This is a genomic window from Rhodococcus sp. NPDC057014, assembly GCF_042673295.1.
Taxonomy (GTDB): Bacteria; Actinomycetota; Actinomycetes; order Mycobacteriales; family Mycobacteriaceae; genus Rhodococcus_F.
The window spans coordinates 1-6,375 of sequence record NZ_JBHUSF010000420.1 but is presented as its reverse complement, the minus strand read 5'-3'; the positions used below and the strand labels follow the sequence as shown (position 1 = coordinate 6,375).

The following is a 6,375-nucleotide window of genomic DNA, read 5'->3' as shown; positions in this document are numbered from 1 at the left end:
CACCCGCGCCCTGGTCGCCGCCCTGCGCACCCTCGTCGAACAGATCAAGGTGCTCACCGAGCAGATCGGCAAGCAACTCGCCGGGCACGCCGACGCGCACATCTTCACCAGCCTGCCCCGCTCCGGCACCGTCCGTGCCGCCCGGCTGCTCGCCGAGATCGGCGACTGTCGGGCACGATTCCCCACCCCCGAGTCGCTGGCCTGCCTCGCCGGCGTCGCCCCCTCCACACGCCAGTCCGGCAAGGCCAGAAGCGTCGGATTTCGTTGGGCTGCAGACAAACAGCTCCGCGATGCCGTCACCGACTTCGCGGGCGACTCCCGGCATGTGAATCCCTGGGCCGCCGACCTCTACAATCGGGCCGTCGCCCGCGGACACGACCACCCCCACGCCGTTCGTATCCTCGCCCGCGCCTGGCTGTTCGTCATCTGGCATTGCTGGCAGGACAACCTGGCCTACGAACCGGACAAACACGGCGCCCTCCAACGGCTGATCTCCCATCAACAACGGGCGGCTTGACACAGGGCAACTCATGCCGGGGCCTCGGCGCACGTGGGAGACGGCACGGCCGGCCCGCCCTCGGTGAGCAGTACCGCGGACAGTTGCTGCAGGGCCGAGGGGATCACCCAGTAGTACACCCAGGTGCCGCGGCGTTCGCAGTCCAGCAGCCCGGCCGAGCGCAGCACCTTCAGGTGATGGGAGATCGTCGGCTGCGACAGGTCGAACGTCTCGGAGATGTCGCACACGCAGGCCTCGCCGCCCGCGTGGGAGGCGACCAGGGACAGCAGCCGCAACCGGACCGGGTCACCGAGCGCCTTGAACATCCGGGCCAGATCCCCGGCCCAGTCCTCGGTCAACGGTACGCGTGCCAGGGGTGAGCAACAGGCACCCCTCTCCGAACTTTGATTCGACATACGTCGATATTGACAGGTGTCGAATCAAGCTGCAATGCGGAACACGCTTTCTACCGAGTGGGACGACTGTCAATCGGCGAAATGCGTTGTGCTACCTCCCCGATTCGTGCGCGTCACTCACGTCGGGCAGATGAGCGCTGACGTGGTCGGCAAGACTGGGCGGGTTGTCGACGGGTCGCCGTCGCGGTGTCTCGAGATATCGTCGGCGCTCCGCCTCGTGTTCGGCCGCGACTTGCTCTTGCCAGTACACGCCCGATCGGCTCTGCGAGAACCCCGAGATATTCATCCTGCACACGACCCCTTCGACCCACGAGGAGCGCACTCCCCCACGGTCACACCCGTTGGCTCGTGGTGCCCCAGCGGCGACGAGCCCTGACCGTCATTTCCGTTGTAGCGGATCAGCTCACAGGTGTCACGGACCGACCAGTCCCTATGAAACAGCGGGTCAGCTGCGTTGATCCCGCATCCGAAACTCGTGTACGAATTCGTGTCGCTCGAAAGCGTTGACGGACAACGTGTTTGTTCCACACGGGAAAGCGGGTGTACCTCGTCTCGAATCGACCGTTGAGGTCCGTCCGGCGACGACTTAATCTGGAAGGAGCGGGCCGTATCCCGTCGGGTCGAGATTTGGCAGTCCGGGATACGACTCGCCGGAGGGTCTCCCGTCTACGAGAGCCGGCACCCAGGACGGATCGTCGAGCCGGGCCGCGCGGGCATTCTCGTGGGCGACGATTGCGTCCTGCCACTCCCGATCGGTCACGCCGATCCGGTCGCGGACGGCTGGAGGTGACACCCCGAGATCCTTCGCGATGTGCGCCCACGACCTGCCCGCCTGGAGGGCCTCGATCGCCGCTCGGGCGAGGCGATCGTCGGTCTGGTCGTCATCACAGAACGCGTCAGCGCTGTCAGCGGCCACGGGAAGGTTGTCCGGTCTGGTGCGCTCGATGAACGCGGAGTCGTATTTGCATCCATACGACTCTATCGGTTGCAGTGAAATGATGATATACGGCTCCGGTCAGTTCGATGGGAGCGCGAACACGACCCTGACCGTGCAGGTACGCGCGATCACCATCGGACGAGGTCACCACGCGACTCGATCGCAGTGATGTGCTCGCCGACGGGACCCAGGACCCTGCCGCTCATCCTCCTCGGGAGGCCTCGGGCCGGGTTACTACTACTCGGAGCGTCCGGACGGGAAATGCACCGATCCGTCGTTGCCGATGCAACCGCCCTGCACCGGGCCGCTGCCGAAGAAGACGCCGTTGAGTTGACCGCTGCCTCCGGGGGAGTTCGATCCGACTCCGGCACCTCCGACGCCGATCGCCCCGCACTGGTAGCTGTTCATGTCGTTCGGTTCGCTGTGGACGTGGAGCTGCGTGCCCGGTGTGTTCGGGTCTCCATGGAACCCCGGTGCCGCCGCCGCGACGCCGGAACCGAGTGCAAAAGCGGTGGCGATCGCGGCCGATGTAACCGCCGTGCGCAATGCGAACGTGTTCATCTGATCTCACCTTTGATTCGATTGTCGCCCGGCTTCCACCGGCCGATGATTCTCGGGTTGCAGGTAATTTCCGGTGTATTCGTTTCCCGATGGACCAATTATGGTCCGAGCCGTCGGCGAAAATCACCCCTTCGCCTGGTTATCGGCAATTCGAATGCGAAGTCCACACCGGCCGTCGCGGCCCTGCCGGTGGCCGCGAGCATGCCGCTGTGTCGAAACCGTCTGACCCCGTGGAGTTCACGTCCGTGTACCGGTGGACGATAGCGTTGGGCTGCCCGACATCCGCACGCTCGAAGGGGAAACTGACTCGCATGGCCGGTGACGAGATTTCGGACGGCGAAAACGTGCACGCGGCCGCGACGCCGCAGTTGCGTCGGCGGCTGGGGGTGTTCGACTCGGTGATGATCGGCCTCGGGTCCATGATCGGGGCGGGGATCTTCGCCGCGCTCGGGCCCGCCGCATCCGCCGCCGGCGGTGCATTGCTCGTCGGGTTGGCCGTCGCCGCGGTGATCGCCTACTGCAATGCCAACTCCTCCGCCCGGCTCGCCGCGTTGTATCCGCAATCCGGTGGCACCTACGTCTACGGGCGTGAACGCCTGGGACCGTTCTTCGGCTATCTGGCGGGCTGGAGTTTCGTGGTCGGCAAGACCGCCTCGTGTGCCGCGATGGCCCTGACCGTCGGCGCCTACGCCTGGCCCGGCCGTGAGCATCTCGTCGCGGTGGTCGCCGTCGTCGCCATCACCACCGTGAACTACTTCGGGGTGCAGAAGTCGGCCCTCGTCACCCGGATCATCGTGTTCACGGTTCTCGCCGTCCTCGCCGTGGTCGTCATCGTGTGCCTGACCGGCCCCGATACCGGGTTCCGTGGCCTGGAGATCGCCTCCGGCCACGGCGTGACCGGGGTCCTGCAGGCCGCCGGTCTGCTGTTCTTCGCGTTCGCCGGGTACGCCAGGATCGCCACGCTCGGCGAGGAGGTGAAGGACCCGGCCCGGACAATCTCGCGGGCGATTCCCCTCGCCCTGGCCATCACCCTCGTCGTGTACCTGTGCGTCGCGGTCGCAGTCCTGAACGCGCTCGGTGCCGACACCCTCGCGGCCGCGACGGATCCGCTCGCGCAGGCGGTGGCCGCTGCGGGATTCGAGGGTCTCGAGCCGGTCGTCCGGGTGGCCGCGGTGATCGCCGCGCTCGGCTCGTTGCTCGCCCTGATCCTCGGGGTCTCGCGGACGACCTTCGCGATGGCGCGCGACGGCCACCTGCCACGTCTGCTCGACGCCGTCCACCCCCGGTTCGCGGTGCCCTACCGGGCCGAGTTGGCGGTGGGGGTGGTGGTGACGCTCCTCGCCGCGACCGCGGACCTGCGCGGCGTCATCGGGTTCTCCTCGTTCGCGGTGCTGTTCTATTACCTGATCGCCAACGCGTCCGCCTGGACCCTGTCCGCGAAACCGTGGCCGCGCCTGGTGGCGGCCGTCGGCGCCGTCGGTTGCATCGTCCTCGCCGCGTTCCTTCCGCTGGCCTCGGTGATTCCGGGTGTGATCGTCCTCGGGCTCGGGGCCGTGATCTACGCGATCCGCTCGTCGCGTCGTCCCTGATCCGAGGAAGGGTATCGCTGTCCACCCGGGCGGGCTTCGACGCGCGATCGGCACGGGGTGCAGTTAATCTGTCATCGGTGCGATTTCGATCGCGCCTCGTCGCCGGAGCCGATGTGGTGCGAAAACCTGTTCGCAGCTGAATCTTTCACTTGCTTCATCGGGCTGTGCCCGCATTCCCAGTGCCCTGACCGTGTTCGGTGTTCGAGAGGGGAATGGCTCCAGATGTCGGAACTCCACTGGATAACGCGAGGTCGATGCCGAGACGGTGACCCGGATCAGCTGTTCGTGAGAGGCGCCGCGCAGCGCAAAGCCGCCGCGCTGTGCCGGCACTGCCCGGTGCTGATGGAATGCGGCGCGTATGCGCTCGACAATCGCGTCGAATTCGGCATCTGGGGTGGTATGACCGAGCGTCAGCGCCGGGCACTGCTCGAAGCGCACCCCCGAGTCCGCTGGTCCGATCTCTTCGAGGCGCAGCGCCGGCAGTGAACGGGCACAACGCCGTCGCTGGAACGAAGCGTCCTTCTTCCCGATTCTGATGAGGTATTCGTCGGCTTCGGGTTCTTCGGTGAAGGAGACGTGCGACTCGACCTCCGGTGGGCGGTGGCACTCACTGGGTGAGGTAGAGAACCACCCGGAAGTACCGGGAATCCCGACGGAAGGTCGGTGTGGCGACACCGTAGCGCTCGAAGAACTCGTGCCGCTCTATGAACCGGAGACCGCCGGTGGTGCCGGGTACCGAACACTGCAGATTCGGCATGCGCCACGTGCCCGTGTCGGGCACGCACCACATCTGCACGGCGGCGGGCAACACTTTCCCGCCGTCTTCGGTGCTCAGTGCGAGGTTCGCGACGACCTCGATCGACGCGACCACTCCGCGCACGGACACTATGTGCGCGGTCGATGGCCCCGCGTATCTGTCGAGGTAGAACGCTCCTCTGCCGGAGCCGTTCGGTCCCTCTTCGGCTAGTGACCGGATCTCGGCAGGAAGGTGCTGTTCGTCGAGCCACGAGAGTGTGGTGGTGACGGTGTCGCCGCGGTGCCAGAGATGATGCGCGGGGACGGGTTCGTCGTCGACGAAGACCGTGAGTGTCTGGTGCGAGCCCGGTTCGGGTGAGCGTCGTTGTCGGTCGGCGAGCATTGTCGTACCCCGCGCAGTAGGCGGGCCGATGGGCGAAGCGATCGGGCGCGGGGTTACCTTGCCGCAGACGATACGCCGCTGCCGCAGTGATTGCGGCAGCGGCGTTGTGTCATCTCGATCGGGGGTCGGTACGGCAGCGAGGAGCAGCTGGGGCGGTGTCGGACACCTCGGTCAGTTTGCGCGTTTCTTCCGCTTCGGGATCAGGTGCATGATCAGGACGACGATCGCGCCGACGACGAGCCCGACGAGCGCGGACACGACGGTCCCGCCAGTCCAGGACAGAACGCCGCCGACGCCGCCATCGACGAGATCGCCGAACCAGTGTTCGAGATCGTGGAGGCGATCGGCCGGCCAGTGGAATCCGGCCTCGCCGATGTTGACGAGCAGGATGTGGCCGCCGACCCAGAGCATCGCGGCGATCCCGACCACGGTGAGCACTGCCATGACCTTCGGCATCGCCGCGACGAGTCCTCGACCGATCCGCTGACTGAACGTGGACTTACGTTGGGCGAGCGCCAGGCCTACGTCGTCCATCTTCACGATCAGGGCGACCACTCCGTACACCAGGACGGTGATGAGGATCGCGACGACGACGAGCACCAACAGCCTGGTGAGGAACGGTTCGTCCTCGACCGACGACAGTGAGATCACCATGATCTCGGCGGACAGGATCAGGTCGGTGCGGATCGCGCCGCTGACCATGGTCTTCTCGAATTCGGGTCCGCTCTGCCCTTCGGTTGCGCCCGCGGCCTCGTGATGGCTGCCGGTGAGTGCTTCGTAGACCTTCTCGGCTCCCTCGAAGCACAGGAACAGACCACCGGCGATCAGTAGGTACGGCAGCGCCTGGGGCAGGAACTCGCTCAGGATCATCGCCACCGGCAGGATGATCAGGAGTTTGTTGCGGATCGACCCGATTGCGATTTTGCGGATGATCGGTAGTTCGCGATTGGGGGAGAACCCGTGCACGTAGCGGGGGGTGACGGCGGTGTCGTCGACGACCACTCCCGCTGCCTTGACGCTGGCCTTGCCGGCCGCGGCTCCGATGTCGTCGATGGATGCCGCGGCCGCTTTCGCGAGTGCCGCGACGTCGTCCAACAGGGCGACGAGTCCACCAGCCACGAAAAACCTCCCACAGTTCGGATGTGTGCCGATCTCATGACCCGCGGTCGCGGGTCGACACGAACGGTACCGAATCGTTGGCCCTGCACAACCGGTAGTGCCGTGGGGTTACCTTGCGT

General features: G+C 66.1%; 8 protein-coding genes. 3 read left to right on the top strand and 5 right to left on the bottom strand.

Features of this window, described 5'->3' with window-relative positions:
* Positions 1-517 (top strand): transposase (locus tag ACFTZB_RS41510; RefSeq protein ID WP_378441151.1); only part of this gene is annotated, 517 nt, incomplete at its 5' end.
* Positions 518-528: 11 nt separating this feature from the next.
* On the opposite strand, the gene ACFTZB_RS41505 is transcribed toward ACFTZB_RS41510, so the two are convergent.
* The 3 genes from ACFTZB_RS41505 to ACFTZB_RS41495 form a co-directional block, all read right to left on the bottom strand.
* Positions 529-912 (bottom strand): ArsR/SmtB family transcription factor, encoded by a 384-nt coding sequence (locus ACFTZB_RS41505; protein ID WP_378441149.1) that lies wholly within the window; start codon positions 910-912, stop codon positions 529-531.
* Positions 913-1,498: 586 nt separating this feature from the next.
* A complete protein-coding gene (locus tag ACFTZB_RS41500) occupies positions 1,499-1,828 on the bottom strand; it encodes a hypothetical protein (RefSeq protein WP_378441147.1) in 330 nt (109 codons plus the stop codon).
* A 258-nt stretch (positions 1,829-2,086) separates the two neighbouring features.
* Positions 2,087-2,410 carry a hypothetical protein gene (locus ACFTZB_RS41495; RefSeq protein ID WP_378441145.1) on the bottom strand — a complete coding sequence of 108 codons (324 nt, stop codon included), beginning with the start codon at positions 2,408-2,410 and terminating at the stop codon, positions 2,087-2,089.
* Positions 2,411-2,721: 311 nt separating this feature from the next.
* On the opposite strand from ACFTZB_RS41495, the gene ACFTZB_RS41490 reads away from it, so the two are divergent.
* Together ACFTZB_RS41490 and ACFTZB_RS41485 are read left to right on the top strand one after the other, a co-directional pair.
* Positions 2,722-3,999 (top strand): APC family permease, encoded by a 1,278-nt coding sequence (locus tag ACFTZB_RS41490; protein WP_378441143.1) that lies wholly within the window; start codon positions 2,722-2,724, stop codon positions 3,997-3,999.
* A 222-nt stretch (positions 4,000-4,221) separates the two neighbouring features.
* Positions 4,222-4,485 (top strand): WhiB family transcriptional regulator, encoded by a 264-nt coding sequence (locus ACFTZB_RS41485; RefSeq protein ID WP_378441141.1) that lies wholly within the window; start codon positions 4,222-4,224, stop codon positions 4,483-4,485.
* Between the two features lie 121 nt (positions 4,486-4,606).
* Here the strand turns inward: ACFTZB_RS41485 and ACFTZB_RS41480 are convergent, their stop codons facing one another.
* Both ACFTZB_RS41480 and ACFTZB_RS41475 read right to left on the bottom strand, forming a co-directional pair.
* The gene (locus ACFTZB_RS41480; protein WP_378441139.1) at positions 4,607-5,137 is read right to left on the bottom strand and encodes a hypothetical protein; all 531 of its coding nucleotides are present in this window, start codon (positions 5,135-5,137) and stop codon (positions 4,607-4,609) included.
* A 171-nt stretch (positions 5,138-5,308) separates the two neighbouring features.
* Complete coding sequence (locus tag ACFTZB_RS41475) at positions 5,309-6,256, bottom strand: DUF808 domain-containing protein (protein WP_378441137.1); 948 nt, start codon at positions 6,254-6,256, stop codon at positions 5,309-5,311.
* Positions 6,257-6,375: the final 119 nt, after the last annotated feature.

Bases quoted from the DNA above. Each gene is read 5' to 3' on its own strand.
- ACFTZB_RS41505 (WP_378441149.1), bottom strand. From the start codon at position 912: ATGTCGAATCAAAGTTCGGAGAGGGGTGCCTGTTGCTCACCCCTGGCA.
- ACFTZB_RS41495 (WP_378441145.1), bottom strand. From the start codon at position 2,410: ATGAACACGTTCGCATTGCGCACGGCGGTTACATCGGCCGCGATCGCC.
- ACFTZB_RS41490 (WP_378441143.1), top strand. From the start codon at position 2,722: ATGGCCGGTGACGAGATTTCGGACGGCGAAAACGTGCACGCGGCCGCG.
- ACFTZB_RS41485 (WP_378441141.1), top strand. From the start codon at position 4,222: ATGTCGGAACTCCACTGGATAACGCGAGGTCGATGCCGAGACGGTGAC.
- ACFTZB_RS41480 (WP_378441139.1), bottom strand. From the start codon at position 5,137: ATGCTCGCCGACCGACAACGACGCTCACCCGAACCGGGCTCGCACCAG.